We start from the raw sequence: 23,705 nt of genomic DNA on the forward strand, positions 1-23,705 counted from the left end.
TCGCGATGCTCTTGCCTTGGAATTCCAGAGCAGAAGCGTCGCGACTGAAGTCGCTCCTACAGAAGGGTGGTGGATCAGTCGACGTCGGGAGCGTTCAACCGCGCCAGCAGTTGCTGGGTAACCTGCTCGGCCAGTTGTTCCGCCCGCTGCCCGGCCGTGACCAGATGGATATCCGGCGCCTCGGGCTTTTCGTACGGCGAGTCGATACCGGTGAAGTTGCGGATCTCGCCCGCACGCGCCTTCTGGTAGAGGCCCTTCGGATCGCGCGCTTCGCATTCGGCCAGCGTGGTGTCCACGAACACTTCCAGGAACTCGCCGGTGTCGAACAGTTCGCGTGCCGAGCGGCGCTCGCTCTGGTACGGCGAGATCACGCTGACCAGCACGATCAATCCGGCGTCCACCATCAGGTGCGCCACCTCGGCCACGCGGCGGATGTTCTCCACGCGAGCCTCCGGGGTGAAGCCCAGGTCCTTGTTGATGCCGTGGCGCACGTTGTCGCCATCCAGCAGGTAGGTGTGATAGCCGAGCACGTGCAAGCGCCGCTCCACCAGGTTCGCGATGGTGGATTTGCCGGCGCCGGACAAGCCGGTAAACCACAGGCACGTCGGCTGCTGGCCCTTGCTGGAGCCACGCACGGACTTGTCGATATCCATGTGCTGCCAATGCACGTTGGACGAACGGTCCAGCGCGAAATCCAGCATGCCGCAGGCGACCGTGGCGTTGCTCTGCCGATCGATCAGGATGAAGCCGCCCAGCGTGCGGTTGGCGGTATAGGCCTCGAACGCGATGGCGTCGTCCAGACCCACCGTGCAATAGCCCACCTCGTTGAGATCCAGGTGGCGCGCAGCCAGCTTGGCCTGGCTGTTCACATCCACCTTGTGCTTGATCGACATCACCCGCGCATTGACGGTGCGGGTGCCGATCTTCATCCAGTAGGTGCGGTTGGGCAACAGGGTGGTGTCGCCCATCCACAGCAGGTGGCAGGTGAACTGGTCGGCTACCGGCGCCGGGCGCAGCGCATCGGCGATCACGTCGCCGCGGCTGGCGTCGATCTCGCGGTCGAAGCAAAGCGTGACCGCCTGCCCTTCGACGGCGCTGTCCAGATCACCATCGGCGGTGACGATGCGATCGATGCGCGCGCGCTGCACGCCCGGCTGCACCACGATCTCGTCACCGCGCGAAACGCGGCCACCACTGATGGTGCCGGCGTAACCCCGGAACGATTGATCCGGGCGGTTTACCCATTGCACCGGCATGCGGAAATCGTCGGCATGTACTGTCGCCACATCGACCGTTTCCAGCACTTCCAGCAGGCTTTCGCCCTGGTACCACGGCATGCGCGGCGAACGGCTGCCCACGTTGTCGCCGGTAAGCGCCGCCACCGGCAGGCAATGCACATCGGTGATACCCAGATCCTGCGCCAGTTGCCGGTACTGGGTGGCGATGGTTTCGTAGGTGGCCTGGTCGTAATCGACCAGATCCATCTTGTTCACCGCCAGCACCACGTGGCGGATGCCCAGCAGGCCACATATATAAGTGTGACGGCGCGTCTGCGGCAGCAGGCCCTTGCGCGCATCGACCAGTACCACGGCCAGCTCGGCATTGGAGGCGCCGGTGGCCATGTTGCGGGTGTACTGCTCGTGTCCGGGGCAATCGGCCACGATCAGGCTGCGCCGCGCGGTGTGGAAGTAGCGGTACGCCACGTCGATGGTGATGCCCTGCTGGCGCTCGGCATCCAGGCCGTCGGTGAGCAGGGAGAAGTCCAGTACGTCGCTGCCGTCACCGCGCTGGCGCTTGCTTTCGCGCGCCAGGGTGTCGAGCTGGTCGTCCGACAGCATGCCGGCGTCATACAGCAGGCGGCCCAGCAAGGTGCTCTTGCCGTCGTCCACGCTGCCGCAGGTGATGAAACGCAGCAGGCTCTTGGAAGCCGTGGCCGCGGCCACGGCGGCCGTATCGACGACGATGTCAGGTTGTGCATTCATCAGAAATAACCCTCCTGCTTCTTGCGTTCCATCGAGGCGGTGGGGTCCTGGTCGATCACCCGCCCCTGTCGCTCGGAACTGCGCGAGGTGGCCATTTCCTCGATGATGCTTTCCAGCGTGGTGGCGGAGGATTCCACCGCCCCGGTCAACGGGTAACAGCCCAGCGTGCGGAAGCGCACCTCCCGCATCTGCACGGTTTCACCATCGCGCAAGGTGAAGCGCTCGTCGTCGACCATGATCAACGCACCATCGCGCTCGACAATCGGCCGCGGCTTGGCGAAATACAGCGGTACCACCGGGATGTTCTCGCGCTGGATGTACAGCCACACATCCATTTCGGTCCAGTTGGACATCGGGAACACCCGCACGCTTTCGCCCTTGCGGATATGCGTGTTGTAGGTGTGCCACAGCTCGGGACGCTGGTTTTTCGGGTCCCAGCGATGCTGCGCGTTGCGGAACGAGAAGACGCGCTCCTTCGCGCGCGACTTTTCCTCATCGCGCCGCGCCCCGCCGATGGCCGCATCGAAGCCGTACTTGTCCAGTGCCTGCTTCAACGCCTGGGTTTTCATCACATCGGTATGCACGGTGGCGCCATGCGTCAGCGGGGAAATACCCTGGCGCACGCCCTCTTGATTGGTGTACACGAGTACGTCTACATCACCTGCTGCCGCCACCTCGTTGCGGAAAGCGATCATCTCGCGGAACTTCCAGGTGGTATCCACGTGCAGCAGCGGGATCGGCGACTTGCCTGGATAGAAGGCCTTGCGCAGCAGATGCAGCAATACCGACGAATCCTTGCCGATCGAATACAGCATGACCGGCTTCTGGAAGCTGGCCATCACCTCGCGAAAAATGTGGATGCTTTCCGCCTCGAGGTCATCGAGGTGCGTACGCGGTGCTGCAGGGATGGTCATCAGTGGGAAGCTCGACATCGGGTGGCATCGGGAAACACGCCAACAGACCCAACTGATACGCGTCCCGGGGCACTCATCTTAGGCCAATTTCATGAATAGACGTCCAGACGTCTTTTCATATCTTAATAACACGCGGCCATATGGACAGCCGCCACGGGGGCGCCCTTCGACTCCAGCCTGCGGCCTACGCTCGGGGTGACCGGCTGGGCGGGACCCTGGCCAACTCCGCCGAACACAAGCCCCCTGAACCGATCACCCTGAGCGTAGCGCAGCGGAGCCGAAGGGCCACCGCCCGCCAACGCTAGGCAATCACCGGGTACGTCGGCGCCGTATCCAGCGTAGCCGCGCACACTGATGCCAGCTCCAGCAGCCGTAGATCCGAACCCCTGGCGCCCACCAGCTGCAACCCCACCGGCAGCCCGTTGGGCAGATGGCCCATCGGCAGGCTCACGGCCGGGCAGCCGGCCAGGCTGGCAAAACTGGTGAGATCGGCCTGGGAGTCGGGTACCGGGCCATCCAGCGGGAAAGCACCCTGCGGCGTGGTGGGCAGCACCAGCACGTCGACCTGGGCGAACAGGCGGCGCATCTTCAAGGTGGCGGCATCGAGCACGCGGTCGGCGATGGCGTAGTCGGCGGCACTCTTCTTCGCGGCAAAGTCGAGCATGCCGCGGAAGCGCGCGGACACCGGCTTGTCGGTATGGGCCAGGTCGCTGGCGAACGTGCCCAGCATCTCGGCCTCCATCAACAGCAGGCCGGCGCGGCGGGTGCGGCTGAAATTCCAGTCGGCGAAATCGACGGTGCGACGGTCGCTGAGGGCGTGCGGCAGTTTCGCCATCGCCGCCTCGAAGACCTCGATCACCTCGGACTCCACGCCTACGGCGGCCAGGTTCGGCAGCAGGCCCACGCGCAGGTGGCCCGGCTCCCAGTCCGGCAAGGCGAACGCCACCCGGCGGCGGCGCGAGCGTGCATCGTCGGCGTCGTAACCGGCCAGCACCTGCAGCAGCACGGTGAGGTCGTCGGCGCTGCGCGCCAGCAGGCCGACCGCATCGAGCCGACGCGCGGCCGTCACCATGCCGCGGGCGGAGATTTCGCCATGGGTGGGCTTGAGCCCGTAGACGCCGCAATAACTGGCCGGGATACGCACCGACCCCAGGCTGTCCGACGCCACCGCGGCCACCGCCAGCCCCGCCGCCACGGCCGCCGCCGCGCCGCCGGACGAACCGCCCGCGGTGTAACCGTGCCGGTGCGGATTGTGGGTGGCGCCAAAATGCGGGTTGTCGGTGGCGGCGCCCAACGCGCCTTCATCCATATTGGTCTTGCCGATCAGCAAGGCGCCGGCCGCGCGCAACCGGGCGGTGACGTGGGCGTCGTCCTGTACCGGCGTGTTGCGATCGGGCAGGCCCGCCCGGGTCGGCCAGCCAGCGACGTCGAAGTTGTCTTTCACCGCCAGCGGAATCCCGTCGAGCCGGCCGATCACGCCGTCGCGGCGGCGGCGATCCGCCATTTGCGCCTGGTCGTGCAGCAAACCGGCGCGCACATCCACGTAACTGTTGAGTTGCGGGTCGATCCGCTCGATCGCGCTCAGGTAGGCATCGGCCAGCGCCTGCGGCTGGACCCTGCCGACGGCCAGCCAGTGCAGCAATTGGCACAGGCTGGCCCGGCGCAGTTCGAAATCGGCGATCGGTGGCGTTTGATTCATGAGCATTCCCTTCGGATCGTGCCCTGATTATCGCCATTGAACGCAAGTCGATTGCAAGCGCCGGTGCGTCTTCACACACATATCACGACACCGCCAACGGTCGCGTGTTTCCGCCTGCGTTGCCGCGCAGCACGCGAAACCGGACAATACGCAGTGGTATCGCGCATCCTTGGCGCCATGCCGCCCTTCCCACCTGCTGCCGGAGTCCGCGATGAGCGAACGCGAAACCATGGAATACGACGTTGTCGTGGTCGGCGCGGGGCCGGCCGGGCTGTCGTTTGCCATCCGGCTGAAGCAGCTCAAGCCCGACGTCAACGTCTGCGTGATCGAGAAGGCCTCGACCATCGGCGCGCACATCCTGTCCGGCGCCGTGATCGAGCCGCAGCCGCTGGATGCGCTGCTGCCGGGCTGGCGCGACAACCCGCCGCCGATCTGCATCCCGGCCGGCGAGGACCAGTTTTTCCTGCTCAGCAAGACCGGCGCGCGCAAGCTGCCGCTGCCGCCGGGCATGCACAACCACGGCAACTTCATCGTGTCGCTGGGCGCGCTGTGCGCCTGGCTGGCGCCGCAGGCCGAGGCGCTGGGTGTCGACGTGTTCCCCGGCTTCGCCGCCGCCGACAACATTTACAACGAGGATGGCTCGGTCGCCGGCGTGCGCATCGGTGACATGGGCGTAGCCAAGGACGGCACGCACAAGCCCGGCTACACCGAAGGCATCGACATCAAGGCCAAGGTCACCGTGCTGGCCGAGGGCGCGCGCGGCAGCCTCACCAAGCAGCTCGTCAAGCGCTTCAAGCTGGATGCGGACAGCGACCCGCAGGGCTATTCCATCGGCATCAAGGAGCTGTGGCAGGTGCCCGCCGGCCGCGCCACGCCCGGCAAGATCGTGCACAGCTTCGGCTGGCCGGCCGACACGCGCACCTATGGCGGCGGCTTCATCTATCACCTCGATGGCGACCGCATCGCGCTGGGTTACGTCAGCGGCCTCGACTACAGCGACCCCGAATACAAGCCGTGGGAAGCGTTCCAGCAATGGAAGCACCACCCGCTGATCAAGCCCCTGCTGGAAGGCGGCAGCATCCTCTCCGCCGGCGCGCGCGCGATGGCCACCGGCGGCTTCCAGTCCCTGCCCAAGGTGGAAATGCCCGGCGCACTGCTGATCGGCGACACCGCCGGCCTGCTCAACGTGCCCAAGATCAAGGGCACGCACCAGGCCATCAAGAGCGGCATGCTGGCCGCCGAGCACGTGGCCGAAACACTCGATACCCGCGGCTTCGACGCGCGCCTGCGCGGGTCGGACGTGATGGCCGAACTGAAAAAAGTGCGCAACGTGAAGCCCGGCTTCAAGAAAGGCCTGTGGTTCGGCATGGCCAATGCGGCCTGGGAAACCGTCACCGGCGGCGCCTCGCCGTGGACGCTGAAGAACAAGGCGGACTGGTCATCGCTGCACAAGCTCGGCGAATACGACGAGCCCGAGCGCGACTACGTGCAACGCACCCTGCCCCCGCGCGACCGCCTGGCCAGCGTCTACTTCGCCGCCACCGAACACGACGAAGACCAGCCCATCCACCTGCACGTGGCCGACACCGACATCTGCGCGACCAAGTGCGTCGAGGAATACGACAACCCCTGCACCCGCTTCTGCCCGGCCAACGTCTACGAGATGGTGGCCGACGAAACCCAGCCACACGGCAAGCGCCTGCAGATCAACTCAGCCAACTGCGTGCACTGCAAGACCTGCGACATCAAGGACCCGTACGAGATCATCACCTGGGTCACGCCCGAGGGTGGCTCGGGGCCGAATTACCAGAATCTCTGAGTGGCCGAGGGCAATCCGCTGATCGGCCAATTGTCATGGCGACTGAAACGCCTCGGGTACCTGCTGCAGCGCACGCGCGGCAGCTTCGCGCTGCGCGGCATACGCGGCACGCTGGCGCGCATGCGCCAGGAATTCGAGTCACGCCCCGAGCGCGATGAGGCACTGGCGCTGCTGCCGCTGGACGAACCGTTCACCCCCTTCGCCCTGCCGGTCAGCAACCAGCCGCAGGTATCGGTGATCATTCCGGTCCACGGCAAGCTCGCCTATACCCTGGCCTGCCTGCGCTCGCTGGCGCGCCACGGCGCACAGGCGCCCTTCGAAGTCATCGTGGTCGACGACGCCTCTCCCGACGACAGCGCCACCACACTGGCGCAGATCGATGGCGTACAGCTGCTGCGCAACCCGGCGAATCTCGGCTTCATCGGCAGCAGCAACGCGGGCGCGGCGCAGGCGCGCGGCGAATTCCTGCTGTTCCTCAACAACGACACGCAGGTCACGCCGGGCTGGCTGGATGCGCTGCTGCGTTGCTTCGCCGAGCGCGCGGACTGCGGTATCGCCGGCAGCCGGCTGGTCTACCCCGATGGCCGCCTGCAGGAAGCCGGTGGCCTGGTGTTCGCCGACGGCAGTTGCTGGACCACCGGCCGTTTCGAGCGGCGCGATGCATCAGCATTCCGCTACCGTCGTGAGACCGACTATGTCTCCGGCGCCTCATTGATGATCCGACGCGAGGTGTTCCAGCGCCTCGGCGGCTTCGACGCGCGCTACGCACCGGCTTACTACGAAGACACCGACCTCGCCTTCGCCGTGCGCCACATCGGTCTGCGCGTGTATTACGAACCCGCCAGCCTGGTGATCCACTGCGAAGGCATCAGTGCGGGCACCGACCTCGGCAGCGGCATGAAGCGGTACCAGTCGATCAACCAGGCGAAGTTCATCGACAAGTGGGCGACCCAGCTGGCAGCGCAGCCGCCCGCCGGCACCGCGCTGGAGCGCGCGATCCGCTGGCGCAAGCGCGGTCGCGTGCTGGTGGTGGATGCGATGACGCCGGAGCCCACCCGCGATTCCGGGTCGTTGCGCCTGCACGCGATCCTGCAACTGCTGGACGCGCAAGGCTGGAGCACCAGCTTCATTCCCGACGACGGCCGCGCAAGCAGCCGTGAAATCGCCGCCCTCGGCGAACTCGGCTGTGAAACCTCGCTGGAGAGCGTGCCCGCCTGGCTGCGCCGGCATGGCCACGAACTGCACGCGGTGATCCTGTGCCGGCACACCGTGGCCGGCCAGTATGCGGAGCTGGTGCGTCGCGATGCGCCGAAAGCGAAGCTGCTGTTCGACACCGTGGATCTGCACTTTCTGCGCGAGCAGCGCGCGGCCGAACACGGCGGCAGCAGCATGCTGGCGCACCAGGCCGCCGCCTCGCAGCGCAGCGAGCTCGCCCTGATCGCGCGCAGTGATGTCAGCTTCGTGGTCAGCCCGCACGAGAAGGCGCTGCTGGCAGAGCTGGTGCCGCAGGCGCAGGTCGAGCTGCTGTCCAACATCCACCCGGTTCACGGTTGCGGGCAGCCTTTCGCCGGGCGCGCCGACCTGCTTTTCATCGGCGGTTACGGCCACCCGCCCAACAGCGACGCCATCCGCTGGATCGCCAGCGAGATCCTGCCGCGACTGCGCCAGGTCATGCCAGACATCCGCCTGCACGTCTTCGGCGACATGCCGGATACCGCACGACGCGAGCTCGACACACCCGGCCTCGAACTGCACGGGCGCGTCGCCGACCTGACGCCGTGGATGGACAGCTGCCTGGCTTCGCTGGCGCCGCTGCGTTTCGGCGCCGGCGTCAAGGGCAAGATCAACCTGTCGATGAGCCACGGCCTGCCGGTGATCGCCACCACCATCGCCGTGGAAGGCATGCAGCTGGGCGACGGCACCAACGTGCTGGTGGCTGACGATGCCGCCGCCTTCACCGACGCCGTGCAACGGCTCGCGCACGACGAAGCGCTGTGGCGGCAATTGTCCGAACAAGGGCTGGACAACGTGCGCCAGCACTTCTCCGCCGACGCCGCCGACGCCGCCCTGCATCGCGTGCTGGATTGACCCCGGCCACCTCAACCGCGATGCTCCGGCATCACTCCCGATAGGCCGTCATGTCACCCCGCGACCTTGCCAAACGCTATCTGTTCACCGTGCTGCGCACGGGTTTTCGGCTGACCCCGATGCCTGTGGCCACACGCGACCGGCTGCGCCAGCGTTTCCTGGAACGGCATGCCGAACTGGTGCCGCAAGGGCCGCGTGGACAGATCGCCGACGTGTCGCTGGCCGCGCGTCGCCCCCGTCGTCACGCCGCGGGACGCGCGATCGGTTACATGCCCCATCGCGTCGGCACCCTGCCCGCACCACTACCCGCCACCGTGGTGGCGTTCTACCTGCCGCAGTTCCATCCGATCCCGGAGAACGACGCGTGGTGGGGCGCTGGCTTCACCGAATGGCATAACGTGACTCGGGCGCTGCCGCAATTCGAAGGCCACGCGCAGCCGCGCCTGCCTGGCGAGCTGGGTTTCTACGACCTGCGCCTGCCCGACGCGATGCGCCGGCAGATGCAACTGGCGCGCGAGTACGGCATCGGCGCGTTCTGCAGCTATTTCTACTGGTTCGCCGGCAAGACCCTGCTCGAACAACCGCTGCGGCAATGGCTGGCCGACCCATCGCTAGACCTGCCGCTGTGCCTGTGCTGGGCCAACGAAAACTGGTCGCGACGCTGGGATGGCCGCGCCGACGACATCCTGATCGGCCAGCAGCACAGCGCCGACGACGACCTCGCCTTCATCGAATACATCGCGCCCTATCTCGCCGACCCACGCTACCTGCGCGTGGATGGCCAGCCGCTGCTGCTGATCTACCGGCCCGGCCTGCTGCCGGAGCCGCGCAAGACGGCGGAACGTTGGCGCGAGTGGTGCCGCAGCCACGGTATCGGCGAGATCCGGCTCGCCTACGTGCAGAGTTTCGACCGCGTCGATCCGCGCGACATCGGCTTCGATGCCGCGGTCGAATTCCCGCCCAACAACATCTCGCCCTCGCCCATCACCGCGCGCCAGCACCTGCTCAATCCCAACTACAGCGGTGACGTACACGACTGGCGCGAACTGGTGCGGCAATCCGTCGCGCAAGCCGATCCCGCCTATCCGCGCTATCCCGCAGTCAATCCGGGCTGGGACAACGAACCGCGCCGCAGCGGCCGCGGCCGCGTGTTCGCGCACGCCTCGCCACGCGGCTATCGCGACTGGTTGCGCCACGCTGTCGACACTGCGCAGCGACGGTTTCCCACGCAGCCGATGGTCTTCGTCAACGCATGGAACGAATGGGCGGAAGGCGCCGTGCTGGAACCGGATACTCGGCTCGGCCACGCCTGGCTCGACGCCACCCGCACGGCGCTGCGCCCGGTGCCGGCCACGGACTCGCGCCCCTGCGCGGTGCTGCATATCTGGTATCCGGACCTGCTGGACGAACTGGCCGCCGCCTTGCGCGCCAGCCGCGTCGACTGGCGCATCATCATCACCACTGCCCACGAACGCGAGCAGCAAGTTCGCGAGCGCGCCGCGCAGCTCGGCATCGATGCGGAGATCGAGGTCTTCGAGAACCGCGGGCGCGACATCCTGCCCTTCCTTCACGTCGCCAACCGCCTGCTCGATGAAGGCGTGGACGTGGTGCTGAAACTGCACAGCAAGCGCTCGACCCATCGCGAAAACGGCGACGCGTGGCGCACCGACCTGCTCGGCAAGCTGCTGGCGCCCGAGCGGGTCGGCCGCATTCTCTCCGCGTTTGCCGACGATCCAGCCCTGGGCATTGTCCACGCCGAGGGCCACCTGCAGCCGCTGGACCACTACTGGGGCCAGAACCGGGCCAACGTGGATTACCTCTGTCGCCGCGCCGGCATACCAATGCCCGAAGCCGGGTACGGCAGTTTCGTGGCTGGCACCATGTTCTGGTTGCGCCCCACCGCGTTGCGGCTGTTGCTCGACGCCCATCTCGACGTGCTGGATTTCGAAGCCGAGGCGGCCCAGCGCGACGGCACCCTAGCGCACGCGGTGGAGCGCACGTTCAACCTCGCCGCCTCCGAAAGCGGATTTGCCACCAGGAGCATTGCCTCGCTGATGGGCCTGGAAGAAGGCAAGGCGACCACCTACCCGTACGCGCAGCGCAGCGGCTGATTCCCCCACGCCACGGAAGTCCCCGCGGATTCATTTCGTACGACGGTTTGATGCCGGTTAGAATGGGTGTTCACGCGTCCCGACAGGGGCAGCCAACGAAGTAGGAATCTCCGATGAAAATTCTGGTCGGCTACAAGCGCGTCGTGGATTACAACGTGCGCATCCAGGTCAAACCCGACGGCAGTGGTGTGGTGACCGATGGCGTCAAGCTGTCCGCCAATCCATTCGACGACATCGCGCTGGAAGAAGCCCTGCGCCTGCGCGAGAAAGGCGTCGCCGAGGAAGTGATCGTGGTCGGCATCGGCCCGGCCAACCTCACCGCCCACCTGCGCAATGGCCTGGCGATGGGCGCCAACCGCGCCATCCACGTGACCACCGAAGACGCGGTGCAGCCGCTGACCGCCGCTCGCGTCTTCCTGAAGCTGATCGAGAAAGAGCAGCCCGGCCTGGTGATCCTGGGCAAGCAGGCCATCGACGACGACGCCAACCAGACCGGCCAGATGCTGGCGGCCCTGTGGGATCGCCCGCAGGCCACGTTTGCCGGCAAGGTGGAGATCGCCGACGGCAAGGCCACGGTAACGCGCGAAGTCGACGCCGGCCTGGAAGTGATCGAGGCCGACCTGCCCGCCGTGATCACCACCGACCTGCGCCTCAACGAGCCGCGCTTCATCAAGCTGCCCGACATCATGAAGGCCAAGTCCAAGCCGATCGACGTGATCGAATTCGGCTCACTCGGCGTTGAGGCGCACGACCACCTGAAAACCACGCATTACGCCGCGCCCGCCAAACGCAGCAAGGGCGTGATGGTGAAGGACGCCGCCGAACTGGTCGCCGCACTGAAGCAGAAAGGCCTGCTGTAACCCCTCATACCTGTAGGAGCCCACCCTGTGGGCGACGCTTTTCAATAACCACAAAGAGCATCGCCCACAGCGCGGGCTCCTACATGAAGCTTCGGAGACACTCATGAGCAAGATTCTCGTCATCGCCGAACACCTCGGCGGCAAGCTGAACTCATCCACCGCGCGCGCCGTCAGCGCTGCCGCCGCCATCAAGGGCGATGCCATCGACGTGCTGGTGCTGTCCGACGCCCCCGACGCCATCGCCGCGGAAGCCGCGAAGATCGAAGGCGTGAGCCGCGTGCTGACCGTCGCCAAGCCTGAGAACGCGCATCCGCTGGCTGCCGTGCTGGCACCGCAGATCGCCAAGGCCGCCGATGGCTACAGCCATGTGTTTGCGCCTTCCACCACGTTCGGTAAGGACATCGCCCCGCGCGTGGCTGCGCTGCTGGGTGTGGCCCAAGTCAGCGACGTGATGAGCGTCGAGGCCGCTCACACGTTCAACCGTCCCATCTACGCCGGCAACGCCATCATCACCGTCGAAGCCGATGCCAATCACACCGTGGTCGCCACCATCCGCACCGCCTCGTGGTCGGCGGCCGCCTCGGGCGCCAATACCGCGCCGGTCGAAGCACTGACCATCGACGTTCCGCTGCCCACCCACACCCGCTTCGTGGAACTGAACCAGGGCAGCAGCGACCGCCCCGACCTGCAAAGCGCCGCCAAAGTTGTCTCTGGTGGCCGTGGTGTCGGCTCGAAGGAAAACTTCGACATCATCTACAAATTCGCGGACAAGATCGGCGCTGCCGTCGGCGCCTCGCGCGCCGCCGTCGACGCCGGCTACTGCCCCAACGAAATGCAGGTCGGCCAGACCGGCAAGATCATCGCCCCCGAGCTGTACATGGCCATCGGCATCTCCGGCGCCATCCAGCACCTCACCGGCATCAAGGACGCCGGCACCATCGTGGCGATCAACAAGGATGGCGAGGCGCCGATCTTCGAGGTGGCGGACTTCGGACTGGTGGGGGATCTGTTCAAGATCATTCCAGAGCTGGAAGCGGCGTTAGGCTGAGCGGTCGAGGCCGCTTCAGCACTCCAGGCGGCCGGTCACGCCTCGGGCCGGGTGATGGTTTAGCATTAGCGCTCATTCCATCCAGGTTCGGGAATTATCAATGGAGCAACACGGTCTCGTACCGCGAGGATCAACTTCTTTGCGTGTCCTTACCGTGCCAGTTCGGGCAGGCGCCGCAGCGGACCTCCCAAAGGAGATCCTCTGATGGGCTTGCTACATGAATGCGCACGGATACTCAGGCGCACCCCCATTCACCCCCAGTGGCTATTGGGTAAACGTCAGGTACCACAAGGTCTGACCAGCGCCACAGGCGTAATTCTCGATATAGGCGCCGCCGACCGGTGGATTGCGGCCCATCTGCCGAAGGCAGTCAATTACATTGCCCTGGATTATCCGGCAACCGGTAACGAGTTCTACGATGCCCGCCCGGATATTTTTGCCGACGCCTGTATTCTTCCCATCGCCGACCAATGCGTCGATGGCGTGGTCTGCTTTGAAGTCATTGAGCACGTCCCCGATCCGGCGCTTGCGCTGAAGGAAATCGCGCGCGTGCTCAGGCCCGGTGGCCGGGCCTGGATCTCCATGCCGTTTCTATACCCTCTGCACAACGAGCCTTTCGACTTCCAGCGATTTACGGAATTCGGCCTGCGCCGCGATGCGGCACGAGCGTCTTTGGAAGTCGTTTCGCTGCACCGATCCGGGCATGCGATCCGCGCCGCCGGCTTGATCATGTGTCTCGCTATCGCAGGTGGCGTGGATGCCAAGAAGGGGGTTCTGAAAATTCTTCTGTTACCCATCGCATTGCTGGCGATCGTTCTTACCAATGCGGTGACCTGGTTGATGTCGCAGCTATGGCCGGACTGGAAAAACATTGCCACCGGGCATTTCCTGGAACTCCGCAAGGGCACGGAACCGGCAACTGGCGATGGGCCTAAAACATGAAGGTTTTTTTCGTCAGCACCATGTATCCGCGCGATGCAGCCGGATACCGCGGCGTGTTCATCAGGAACATGGTGTTCGGTCTTTCTCGCGCCCCTTCGATCGAGCTGAGCGTATGGGCGCCCCCCGGCGAATTGCCTGAAGGCGTCGCGAAAGCAACCACACCGTCGGACAGTGATTGGCTGGGCAAGCTCGTCGATCTCGGCGGCATCTCGCACATGATGCGCAGCGGCGGCGTGCGCGCCCTGCTTTCGCCCGTTCGCTTGTTGCGGATACTGGCCGCGGCATACAGGCGGCAGCGCGATGTCGATGTCTACCACATCAACTGGTTGCAATCGGCCCTGCCGTTGCCGCGCGATGGCAAGCCCGCACTGATCACTGTTCTAGGCAATGATCTCCGTTTGCTCGGGCTTCCATTCATGCGGCCGCTGTTGAGACGCGTGATGCGCCACAGACGGGTAGCCATCTGTCCCAATGCCGAATGGATGTGCGAACCATTGCAGCAGGCCTTTGGCGATATTGCCGAGATCCAGCCGATCTCGTTCGGCATTGATCCGGTCTGGTACGCAATCCAGCGCAAGCCTTTGGACCAGAGCCCGAAACGGTGGTTGGTCGTCGCCCGACTCACGGCGGAAAAAATGGGGCCCCTGTTCGAATGGTCCCGATCACTCTTTGAAGATGGGTCGCGGGAACTACACCTCTTTGGTCCCATGGAACAGGCCATCGACGTGCCGTCGTGGGTGCACTATCACGGTCCGGCCGCGCCGAAACAGCTCGCCAGGGAATGGTTTCCGCAAGCCTGCGGACTCATCACGCTGAGCCGCCATGCGGAAGGGCGCCCCCAGGTCATGCTGGAAGCGATGGCTGCGGGTATGCCGATCATCGCATCGCGGATGCCTGCGCACGCCACGGTGGTCATCGATGGGGAAACCGGCTTGTTGTGCGACTCACCGCAAAGCTATGGCGATGCTCTGGCACGCCTGGAGGATGCCGCGACCAATCAGCAATTCGGAGAAGCCGCTCGTCGTCGAGTGAACGACGAATTGGGTACATGGGACGATTGCGCACAACGCTATATCCGGGTTTACAACCACCTGCGCGGAGATTCGCACGGTGGCTGATTCCATTCTGGTTCTCGGGGCCAGCGGGTTCATTGGCCGCAACCTCACCCGATCCTTGGCGGAACGAGGGATACCGGTGATCGCGGTAAGCCGAAACGGCGACGTCCCCCACCATGCGCTGATCGAGCAGGTGATCGGCGACCTCCGCGAGCCCGAACAACTCGACCCATTGCTGCAACGCAGCCGGGCCGTCGTGCATCTGGCGACGACGTCCACGCCCGGTACCTCTGCCGCACGACCGCTGCATGAGGTCGAGACCAACCTCCATCTCACTGCCGCCTTGTTACAGGCTCTCCACGAGCATCCGCAGGTCGACTTGCTGTACATGTCTTCAGGAGGGTCGCTGTACGCCGATACGACCACGCAGCCGTCCAGCGAATCGGCGCGGCTTCAGCCGCGCTCTTACCATGGCGCAACCAAGCTGGCCTCCGAGACATTCATCGCGGCCTGGTGCAGCCAGTCTGGCGGCAAGGCGACCATCCTGCGCCCATCCAATGTCTATGGCCCAGGCCAGCCGGAACGCAAGGGATTCGGTGTGATCCCTGCAGCGTTCGGCACGATGTTGCGCGGCGAGACACTGCATGTGTGGGGCGACGGATCCGCACAACGCGACTACGTCTACATTGATGACCTGGTCGAGCTGTGCGCACTTGTGCTGACCAACCCGATGCCGGCAGGGGTGCGTACCTTCAACGCCTGCAGTGGAACAAGCGTCAGCCTCAACGAGCTCTTTGGCATCATGGAATCAGTTGCCGGCCAGCCTCTGCAACGCAGTTACGAACCTGGGCGGGTGGTTGATGCCTCATGCATCGCCATGGATCCCACCTTGGCGGCACAGGCATACGGGTGGCAACACGGAACATCGCTGGAAGCCGGGATCAGGCAAACATGGGAGCATTTCCGCCGTGCGACCCACTGAGCATCGTGTTACCGATTGTCCAATCGCGGGCGCTCCTGTTGCGGCTCGATCTCATGCGAGTCGGCAGCAACGCACCCGATGATGAAACACATCTTCAAGGCCCTCGGTATTCTGCTGGCGCTCGCGGCCGGCGCGTATTTCGTGCTGTACGCCCATCAGGCGCTTGCCGGCAAGGATTTATCCGCCCTGCTCGATGGCAAGGTGATGCTTGCGGGAGCCTCCCTGACACTGCTCTACGCTTCGTCCATCATTACGACGGCGATTGCCTGGACACTGCTGCTTCGATCCATGAATCAGCAAGCCAGGTTCGGCCGCCTGCTCCCCATTCTCGCTACGACGCAATTCGGCAAATACCTTCCAGGTAACGTGGCTCAGCATATTGGCCGTATCGCACTCGCACGTGGGGCCAACGTGCAGCTCCCCGCAGCTGTCTTTTCCGTAGCTTACGAACTGCTGCTGGCGCTCGTCGCAAGCGCACACATCGGCGCTCTTACGCTCCTGTGGTCGCCACCCGCAGCCCTGCTGACGTGGAGAATCACCGAATATCGGCTGCCACTGCTGGCGGCCGTCACCGCCTTTGCAGTGGCAGCCCTGTGGCTGGCGCCACGTTTCGCTGTCTTGTTGGGTCGCCTGAGGGGAGGTCAACACCCGGAGGAAGAATCCGGACTCACGCGCCTTCACCTCGACCCCACTACGGTGGTCGCCTGCTATGCGCTTTATGCCAGCAGCTTTGTGATGATCGGAGCCGGCCTGTGGCTGGTCGCGCACACACTGGTCGATCCGACTTCGCAGGTTCCTGGCGTACTGTTTTTCGTAGGCGCATTTGCGAGCAGTTGGATACTTGGCTTTGTCGCACCAGGTGCACCGGCGGGATTGGGCATCCGTGAAGCCCTGCTCAGTGCCTGGCTAAGCGGCGTCATGGCACCTGTCGACGTAGTACTGGTCGTGGTGACGTTGCGCATCGCCACCACACTGGGTGATCTGTTGAACTTTGCGTTGGGCAGCGTGTTCATGCTGCGCCGACCCGTCAACTAATCGAATCTCGGAACTGCATGCACAATCGGAAAGCCCATTCGCCCAAGTCCGCTTGAGGCGAAGGATCAATCACCAGGACCAGACTCACCCGTTGCCCAGCAACCGCCGCAATATCACAAGACGATCAGCGGCAGGCAGAGAACTACGGGAGGCGCGGAGAGCACGCCATCCAACAACAGAACCATGCAGAACCTGTTTCGAACCGAACGACACTCAAGCATCAAGGTGAACCCATGAAACTCATCATCCAGATCCCCTGCCTCAATGAGTCCGAGACACTGGCTATCGCGTTGGCTGACCTGCCCCGTGAAGTCGCTGGCTTCGACGCGGTGGAATGGCTGATCATCGATGACGGATCGACCGACAATACGGCGGAGGTCGCACGCCAGAACGGCGTTCACCATGTGGTGCGCCATCCGGTGAACCGCGGCCTGGCGGTTGGCTTCATGTCCGGACTCGATGCGTGCCTGCGGTTGGGCGCCGATGTCATCGTCAACACTGATGCAGACAATCAATACTGCGGCGCCGACATCCCCAAGCTCACTGCACCGGTATTGGCGCATGAGGCGGACATTGTCATTGGTACGCGGCCGATCGACGACACGGAGCACTTTTCCTGGATCAAGAAGAAACTGCAGCGCCTCGGCAGTTGGGCGGTGCGGGTAGCGAGCAAGACCGACGTTGCCGACGCTCCCAGCGGCTTCCGCGCCATGTCGCGCGAAGCGGCGCTGCGCCTGAATGTGTTCAACGCCTATACCTACACCCTGGAAACAATCATTCAGGCCGGCCAGAGCAACCTGACCATTCTCTCTGTTCCAATCCGTACCAACGGCGACCTTCGGCCGTCACGGTTGGTCAAAAGCATATCCAGCTACGTGAAGCGCTCGTTGGTGACGATTCTTCGCGTATTCGTGATCTATCGGCCGCTTGCACTGTTTTTCTATGTTGGCTCGGTTTTCTGGCTGATCGGATTGGCCGCGGGCGGACGTTTTCTGTACCACTACTTCGACGGTAGCGGTGCGGGCCATATCCAATCGGTGATTCTTGCCTCGCTATGCATCACGCTAGGCATGCTTTTGTACATGATGGGTTTGATCGGCGACCTGATTGCCACCAATCGAAAGCTCTCGGAGCGCATTCTTCTCCGCGTCAGGCAACTCGAACTCAAGCGTGATTCGCGTCAAAACGATTCCACACCATAACCCGATCAAACGTTGGTGTTCGGAGACGCCCCCCTGCGACGCCTTGCAAAAAAAGCCCACCCCGACAAAAGTCCCAACAGAGTGATCAGGGATATCCAGGTGCCATAGCGTAGTGAATTCGGGCGATAGCTGAATTCCAGCGTGGTCGGCCCATTCACGGAGAATGCTGGTAATCCACCGAGATACCATTCGGGAAAGACTTCGGTGCCATCCATGCGAACCAGCCAGTCTTTCTTCGGAAAGTTCATTGGCACCACAACAAAACCAGGACGGGTGCCGAGGTATTCCAATGTGAAATCCGTTTCGTCTCGACCCAGCAGTCGCACCTCATTTGAGCTCTCGCGACCTGGCCACGCACTTAGCGTTGGCAGAAAATAGGGCCCGGACGGGACGTTGGTATTTTCCATCAGGTGCATGCCGTTGTCCGAGGCAACCGGCACGAATGTCCCGGCGTCATCGCGGGGCGCAGCCAGGTCAAACTCGATACAACCTGATATTGGATTGCCATCCACCCGCAGCGAGCAATTTTCTGCGGCCGCTGGCGTATACCACGCAGTGATACGGTCTGTGGCGCCCGCATGTTGATAGGAAAATATGAACCGATAATTCCCCGGTGCAAGGACAAGTGTCTTTGGAAGCTGGAAAACCGCCATGTGGTTATCCAACACTGTTGATGCATCAACAACACTACGAGCTATCGGTTCAGCCTCACCGTCCCTGTACAAGGTCATCACAACCTCGCCAACCAGGTCCGCCCTCGAATAAGTAGCCAGACGTACCAGCATCGCCTGTGGATGATAGCTGCTGACCAGATTGAGCGACTGCACCCATTCGTGGCCCGGCATGGGCGGAAGCGGTTTGTGCACGGGAATCTCTACGTCCTGACCAAAGTTGGGTCGCAGGCCAGCAAACGCCACTTCAGCGCCACCCAATACATAGCGCACCCCCAACGCGGACATGGCCGGACTATTCATCCGTATGTCTTTCGCCATTACGAGAGTCGCTGTTGGCGTGGTAAATGGATCGTCAATAACCCTATCCAGCACCGATTTTATTGCGGTGCTCTTGAAGGCATGTGCGAACCACTCCGGGATGCCATAGTAGCCAAGCGTTCCCGATATCAGAAAATTCCTGTCCGTTATTACACTTTGGAATGGCCGGATGTTTTTATTTATTTTCGTCAGCAAAGTATTTTCAGGATAAAAAAAGGTTACCGGGACAGGACCGTTGAACTGTCGAAAGAGTGACGCCAGATCCACCGCCTGGTAAGCAATCAAGGAAACGAATACGGACTGAACGAGAAGCTTCCACCGTATTCTCGTCAACATTTCATTGAGGAGAAACGCCGAAGCAACAGCCAACGCAATATCGAGAATAATGATGCTTCGGGACCAGGGATTGTGTGCCAAGCCGGGCACCCAGCTCAGATAGGGAGCCGGAATGATTTCAAACACCAGTGTTGCTGCCACAGCCCCCAGCAACAGTGAATAGAGCCCGAGGACGCTGACCTTACCGCGTCGCCACAATATGAAACCGAACGCCAATAAGCCAAGCACGAGTCCAAGCAGACCTACATACATGGTGGATTCGACGCGTGGCATCAGCTTCGCGAAATGGGGCAGCAAAAACCTGGCATCGTCAGGCAAGTGCAGCGAGCTCCCGCCGGAACGGTAGCTGACGTCAAATCCGGCGAACCAGGTAAGAAATGAAATGAGCGGTATGGCGCAGAGCAACATCGCCACGATCCAGGCCACGCCGAATCCACCGACGCGCATGAATGCACGGGGCTGGTTGTCCACGGCACACAAGCAGAGAAGATAGAGCGCCGCGCTTCCCGCGCCGAGCAAGACAACGAATGGAAACCCACCAAGCAGAAGCAAGACGCTAAAACCCACCATCGATATAAAACGCCCATAACTGGGAGTCTTCCACCAACGGTCGATCGACCAAAGCAGCCAACCTATCCAGATGGAGGTCAGGGTATGTGGCCAGTACAGCCATGCTGTATGAAAACCACAAAGCATGATGGTGACGGCACCGAAGATCGAGGGCAGCAGGGTTGCTCGACGGCGTAACCAGAGATGAGCCCCCCAACCCGCCATGGCCAGATTGAAAAGCGTTGCCAGATAGAAACCGAGTGCCGCATTCGGCGCCATGGAAAATATTGCAAACGCGGGAGTCAACTCCGCGTTTGAGAGATCTTGAATGCCGGGCCGCCCTCCTGCCGGAAGCGGATTCCAGGCGGATAAATGCCCCTTGCGGATTTCATCCCGTTGGTAGACCCAACTCGGTAGCAGGCTATCGAGCACATCCGAGCGCTCCCGGCTCCGCACTGTCACCGGCTCATCGGGCACCGTCCAGCCAGCTTGTGCCACGAGCAGGTCGAAGGGCCCAACAGTCTCCCCAGCAAAAGGGTTTGCGCCGATCACACCTATCGCAAAAGCAAGGTAACCCAGTAGCGGCAACAATCTTACGCCAACGCGTGCACCTGACCCGGAGATGAAATTCATTGTGCCTCTCTCTTTGCTTATGCATGCCAAAGCCGCATTGGCAGCGACTACTGTCTTTGGTATGTGCAATTGTTAAAGATCTTGGATGAAGAGGATCGCCGTTAACCCACTGTCAAATCCGCCGGCACAGCTAGGTCTGCGGGTAAGCCAGCATACCTTTGAGTAGACGTCATGTGAGGCCGGGAAATATATGGGATGTAGGCGCCCCAAATCAGTCAACTTTGAAGATGTGATTGTCTTTTTCGACTCCATAATACTGACGCACCACGTTTATCTCGCAGTCGAACTGATCTTTCAATTCCGCAGGGATCTCATCCCTTCCGAATACGCCATCCTTAGTCGTCATGTAGTACCAGCGACCCAACGATGAAATGCCTATCGGAAAGTTGCGTGGTTCAAACAGGGAGTGGCCAAGGAAGCTGTTGGCCACGATACGTTTGCCAATCAGTTGAAGCACGGTAGGCGCCAGATCCAACGAATTTCGACCCCGTGCATCGAACTTACCCGATATGCCATGGATAGGATCATATATAAGCAGCGGAATTCGGTCGACAAAATACGGCTTCAAATCCTTCCCCGCCACTTCTTTGAATAAAGGCTCGGGATACGTCGAATGATCGGAAGTAAAAACGAGGATGGTATTCTCGGCGAATGGGCTCGTATAGAAGTAGTTTAGGAAAGAACCGACTGATGCATCCAAGTTGTGAACTTTGTTGAGGAATTCTTGCGAGCCATCCCCATATGCGACGTCACCTTGGGGATTAATATTGATAAAAGCATGGGTGCCGATGTTGTATGTGGCTATAAAGAATGGCTTGCCACCAGGTGACGCAGCGCGCTGGCGAAGAAACTCGGTCAGACCAGCAAAGAGGCTCTCATCATCCAGCGCGCCCGTATTATGGCGTACCACATACTTCCCCCTCAGAAGGTCATCTCCAATCGATTGATAGGTATATACCTCATCGAAACCCAGCGACCGTAACATGAGCGTAAAAGGCCGCTCTGATTTATGAGGGGAGAAAAAGTAACTCTGATAACCAGACTCGCTCATGATTCGAGGAAGCGTCTGACGCCGAATCTCACTGAGCGAAGATTTGTTGGCACCCGATTCCCAGCCCGCCCCCCCTCCGCCGCCGGCAGCCGAATAACCCGACGACAGCTGACCAATGAGTCCTCGATAAGTGGCTGCCGTATGGTTGAAGTAGTTCTCAACCTGCATCGATTTCTTCGCCAGGCCATCGATGTTGGGTGTCAGTTTTTTGTAATGACCACCATAAGAACCCAACAAGCGGGTCGAGGTGCCTTCGGAAAAAATGACTATAACGTTTGGCGACGATCCCTTAAGTTCAATTCGCGGCGCGAATGGCAGCGGATATGTGTAGGCCTCGCTCTTCTGGAATGGATAGTTGGCCACAGCGGACGCGGCGCGAGGGTAGCTGAAGCAATGCCCGCCGACGCCTTTAACCGCAATCTCCTCATCGACATCGAGATCGAACTTGGCCACAACAAAGTTGTGCACAAAGTTGGCCATCGGAACCTGCCAGAAGGCAGCTTCAAGTCGATGATTCTTCTTTTTCTGAAGGGCTAGCACCGCGCAATTAATTAGGATGACCGCCACAAGCAAACCCATTAGCCTCCCCCGGGAATAGCCTACAAAGCTGGTCATCGGGGAGCTGGTTGTCGGATAAAATTCCTTGGTCAACCCATACAAAAAAAACAGCAGCCAGGCCAAAGCCAGAGCGGCGAACTTGACCACCACCAAAGAAGTTACAAAACCAGAAGATTCCGTATTTTTCAGCGCGAGAACACTAATGAAATTATCGGAGAGATACACCGAATATATCTGCGCAATATAGATGATATAAACGACCGACACCGCAGACCCTGCCAACACGAGCCATGGCAGCTTTCGCCCATGACGAGACGCATGCAGACACGCAACACAAATCAAACTGAGCAGCGATAGTTCCAAAAGAGGCAGGACAAGCCGCACCAAATCATGGCCTACGTCCCCTATATCGCTAGGCTCGGAGCGAAGGAGGAGAACGTACAAATACAGCACATACATCGAAAGCAAGAAAGCCATTTGATGCCATCGACTAAAATTTGCCTGAAGTTTCATTCAATTCCCATACACGCAATCGCACAAGTATCCCCGGCGAAGCCGGGCTGTAGTTTGTACCGCTCGAAGCGGTCCATGCGCCCCTCTGGTGACCAATCTATGGTGATTGGCCCACCTCAACAGCTGCAACTACTCCCATCTTCGATTTCCCGCCTCTTGCGGATAGACGCTCGGATCATTCGTCTGCCAGAGCCTGGTGAAATCTCTAGTTGGTTCAGGAGCCGCCCCGCCCTCGATCAGAATAAATACCGCGTCGGTCGCAGCCAATCGAACGACCTATGCCATGACTGCCGAAGATTAAACGCCGATCGCCTAGCGCCAGAATACGCTCTCGCTATTTTGCACAAGCCTCGCTCATGACCTTCCAGCTCATTACTGCAGCACCCCGATCAGCCGTTGGCCTCAGGCCGACAAAAAACTCCATGGTCATCGGCGCTGTATCGAAAAACTGCGTGCATTCAAAAACGGCCAATCCATGGCTCACGAGGTCAACCATGAGATCGGCAAAGGTGGATGGGGTAAAAACCCAACAATGCACGTCGTGGTAGACGCCATCCATGGCCTGTGCCGCGCAGGCCATGGCATGCGCCAGAGAATGGTGACGCTCAAGCGTCTCGGCCTGCAACGCGCCCCTCCACGCCGCGCCGCCGTCGACCTTGACCACGTTCAGCACGTAATCGAGCACGATGTGGGGCAAAGGCGTACGCGCACGCATCATGTGCGCATAGACCACATCGTTCAATCGCGTTTCCCTGCGCAGATAGTCGAACGTGAAGCGCCGATCCGGAATTGCCAACCGTATTTCACCGCCCGGCCTCAGAATAGACGCCAGTTCACCGAGCCATGAAATGAGATCGGGCACATGTTCGACCACGTGGGATGCCACCACGTAATCGACGCGCTCCTCCAGCGCCTCGGCCAATGGCCGCTCTCCCCACACCGCGTCGACATCAACCAGCGCATCCAGATCCACATCGGGATCGGCTCGATATTTCTCACGCAATGTCGCGGTATCGGCATGATCGACATAGAACACACGACCATCCTGGCGTGTGACGAGCGGCCGGCAGAGGGCGCCAATTTCCACCCCTGCACACTTTGCAACATCTATGTTGCAAAGAAGCCTTTCTCTTCGATTCACCGCGATTCGTGATCGTCGGAAAAAAGTGCTTAATTTCACTTTTTATTGGCACTCATCATATGGGCCAAGGCAGGAAAACTGAGGCTGGAAGAACTTGACCACGCGCGAGGAGATTGAGATCTAAAATGCCTTGGAGTCACCCCTCCTTCCGAGGACGGAGCGCCTACCGCGGTACGACGTTCGACAAAAGTCTCC

The 23,705-nt window shown here is 61.8% G+C and carries 16 protein-coding genes; 10 read left to right on the plus strand and 6 right to left on the minus strand.

Features of this window, described 5'->3' with window-relative positions:
- Window positions 1-74: 74 nt before the first annotated feature.
- From cysN to ASD22_RS15300, 3 genes are all read right to left on the minus strand, one after another.
- Complete coding sequence (gene cysN, locus ASD22_RS15290; protein WP_056085405.1) at window positions 75-1,982, minus strand: sulfate adenylyltransferase subunit CysN; 1,908 nt, start codon at window positions 1,980-1,982, stop codon at window positions 75-77.
- Entirely contained in the window at window positions 1,982-2,896 is a 915-nt protein-coding gene (gene cysD / locus ASD22_RS15295) for a sulfate adenylyltransferase subunit CysD (protein ID WP_056085407.1), read from the minus strand. The genes cysN and cysD overlap by 1 nt, the downstream gene beginning before the upstream one ends.
- Window positions 2,897-3,197: 301 nt before the next feature.
- Window positions 3,198-4,595, minus strand: coding sequence for an amidase (locus tag ASD22_RS15300; RefSeq protein ID WP_056085409.1), 1,398 nt, complete (start codon window positions 4,593-4,595; stop codon window positions 3,198-3,200).
- A 211-nt stretch (window positions 4,596-4,806) separates the two neighbouring features.
- Between ASD22_RS15300 and ASD22_RS15305 the strand changes: the two genes are divergently transcribed.
- The 10 genes from ASD22_RS15305 to ASD22_RS15350 all read left to right on the plus strand — a co-directional run bounded on the left by ASD22_RS15305 (window position 4,807) and on the right by ASD22_RS15350 (window position 17,737).
- On the plus strand, window positions 4,807-6,414 hold the full coding sequence (locus tag ASD22_RS15305) for an electron transfer flavoprotein-ubiquinone oxidoreductase (protein WP_056085411.1): 1,608 nt from the start codon (window positions 4,807-4,809) through the stop codon (window positions 6,412-6,414).
- Window positions 6,415-8,502 carry a glycosyltransferase gene (locus ASD22_RS15310; RefSeq protein WP_235577664.1) on the plus strand — a complete coding sequence of 696 codons (2,088 nt, stop codon included), beginning with the start codon at window positions 6,415-6,417 and terminating at the stop codon, window positions 8,500-8,502.
- A gap of 50 nt (window positions 8,503-8,552) precedes the next feature.
- A complete protein-coding gene (locus ASD22_RS15315) occupies window positions 8,553-10,613 on the plus strand; it encodes a glycoside hydrolase family 99-like domain-containing protein (RefSeq protein WP_056085414.1) in 2,061 nt (686 codons plus the stop codon).
- A 113-nt stretch (window positions 10,614-10,726) separates the two neighbouring features.
- Window positions 10,727-11,473, plus strand: a complete 747-nt coding sequence (locus tag ASD22_RS15320; RefSeq protein ID WP_056085416.1) for an electron transfer flavoprotein subunit beta/FixA family protein — start codon at window positions 10,727-10,729, stop codon at window positions 11,471-11,473.
- A gap of 103 nt (window positions 11,474-11,576) precedes the next feature.
- Window positions 11,577-12,521 (plus strand): FAD-binding protein, encoded by a 945-nt coding sequence (locus ASD22_RS15325; protein ID WP_056085419.1) that lies wholly within the window; start codon window positions 11,577-11,579, stop codon window positions 12,519-12,521.
- 204 nt (window positions 12,522-12,725) lie between these two features.
- A complete protein-coding gene (locus tag ASD22_RS15330) occupies window positions 12,726-13,463 on the plus strand; it encodes a class I SAM-dependent methyltransferase (protein ID WP_082520295.1) in 738 nt (245 codons plus the stop codon).
- Entirely contained in the window at window positions 13,460-14,581 is a 1,122-nt protein-coding gene (locus tag ASD22_RS15335; RefSeq protein ID WP_056085423.1) for a glycosyltransferase family 4 protein, read from the plus strand. The genes ASD22_RS15330 and ASD22_RS15335 overlap by 4 nt, the downstream gene beginning before the upstream one ends.
- On the plus strand, window positions 14,574-15,500 hold the full coding sequence (locus ASD22_RS15340; RefSeq protein WP_056085426.1) for an NAD-dependent epimerase/dehydratase family protein: 927 nt from the start codon (window positions 14,574-14,576) through the stop codon (window positions 15,498-15,500). The genes ASD22_RS15335 and ASD22_RS15340 overlap by 8 nt, the downstream gene beginning before the upstream one ends.
- Window positions 15,501-15,581: 81 nt before the next feature.
- A complete protein-coding gene (locus ASD22_RS15345) occupies window positions 15,582-16,535 on the plus strand; it encodes a lysylphosphatidylglycerol synthase domain-containing protein (protein ID WP_162245080.1) in 954 nt (317 codons plus the stop codon).
- A 233-nt stretch (window positions 16,536-16,768) separates the two neighbouring features.
- Window positions 16,769-17,737, plus strand: a complete 969-nt coding sequence (locus ASD22_RS15350; protein WP_056085429.1) for a glycosyltransferase family 2 protein — start codon at window positions 16,769-16,771, stop codon at window positions 17,735-17,737.
- A 5-nt stretch (window positions 17,738-17,742) separates the two neighbouring features.
- Here the strand turns inward: ASD22_RS15350 and ASD22_RS15355 are convergent, their stop codons facing one another.
- From ASD22_RS15355 to ASD22_RS16515, 3 genes are all read right to left on the minus strand, one after another.
- Window positions 17,743-20,247, minus strand: a complete 2,505-nt coding sequence (locus ASD22_RS15355; protein WP_156459038.1) for a hypothetical protein — start codon at window positions 20,245-20,247, stop codon at window positions 17,743-17,745.
- 211 nt (window positions 20,248-20,458) lie between these two features.
- The gene (locus ASD22_RS15360; protein ID WP_082520296.1) at window positions 20,459-22,369 is read right to left on the minus strand and encodes an LTA synthase family protein; all 1,911 of its coding nucleotides are present in this window, start codon (window positions 22,367-22,369) and stop codon (window positions 20,459-20,461) included.
- A 334-nt stretch (window positions 22,370-22,703) separates the two neighbouring features.
- Entirely contained in the window at window positions 22,704-23,549 is an 846-nt protein-coding gene (locus tag ASD22_RS16515) for a methyltransferase domain-containing protein (protein WP_082520297.1), read from the minus strand.
- Window positions 23,550-23,705 lie beyond the last annotated feature (156 nt).

Origin of the sequence: Rhodanobacter sp. Root480 (assembly GCF_001426645.1) — a bacterium.
GTDB lineage: Bacteria > Pseudomonadota > Gammaproteobacteria > Xanthomonadales > Rhodanobacteraceae > Rhodanobacter > Rhodanobacter ginsenosidimutans.